We start from the raw sequence: 776 nt of genomic DNA, 5'->3' as shown, positions 1-776 counted from the left end.
ATCAAATGGACCTTGATGACGGCCTCGAAGGCCTCCACGCTCATCTTGTGGAAGATCATGTCGCGCAGGATGCCGGCGTTGTTCACGACGCCGTCGAGCCGGCCGAAATGATCGGTCGCGGTCTTCACGATCTTGCTTGCGGGGATCGCTTCCGCGACGCTCTCGAAATTGGCGACCGCGGTGCCGCCGCGCTTCTTGATCTCCTCGACGACCTCCTCAGCGGGCATGGCGCTCGAACCGGCGCCGTCGGCGGCGCCGCCGGGATCGTTGACGACGACCTTGGCGCCCTCGGCCGCGCAGAGCAGCGCGATCTCGCGCCCGATGCCGCGGCCGGCGCCGGTGACGATGATGACCTTGTCTTGCAGTGATTTTGTCATGTGAGTTCTCCGCTATCGATCCAAATTCCGCCGTCATTCCGGGATGCGCCGAAAGGCGCAGGCCCGGGATCCATACTCCCGATCGTGGTTATGGATTCTCAGATGCGCAATTGCGCATCATAGCTCGTCGCTTGCGCGACGCCCCGGAATGACAAGTCTCTACCTCTCGTTCGTGAACACGATCGTGCCTGACGCGGCGAACATGCCGCCGACGCCGTGGCACACCGAAATCTTCGCGCCCTGCACCTGTGCCGGCGCGATGCCGCGCATCTGGCGCACGCTCTCCTGAAGCGCGTACATGCCGTACATGCCGGAATGCATGTAGCTCAATCCGCCGCCGTTGGTGTTGAGCGGCAGCTTAGCCCCGGGCCGCGTGTTGCCGTCGGCGATGAACCTGCC

Annotated in this window: 2 protein-coding genes; both read right to left on the bottom strand. The window is 63.9% G+C overall.

Annotated elements, in window-relative coordinates:
- On the bottom strand, nucleotides 1-377 hold a 377-nt coding region (locus AC630_RS42155; protein ID WP_143198778.1), incomplete at its 3' end, for an SDR family NAD(P)-dependent oxidoreductase.
- A 159-nt stretch (nucleotides 378-536) separates the two neighbouring features.
- Nucleotides 537-776 (bottom strand): thiolase C-terminal domain-containing protein (locus AC630_RS42150; RefSeq protein WP_502691601.1); only part of this gene is annotated, 240 nt, incomplete at its 5' end.

The sequence above is a fragment of the Bradyrhizobium sp. AS23.2 genome, from assembly GCF_001908185.1.
In the GTDB taxonomy this organism is placed as follows: Bacteria; Pseudomonadota; Alphaproteobacteria; order Rhizobiales; family Xanthobacteraceae; genus Bradyrhizobium.
Note: the sequence above shows the minus strand (reverse complement) of the source record. Positions and strands in the feature narration are given on the sequence as shown.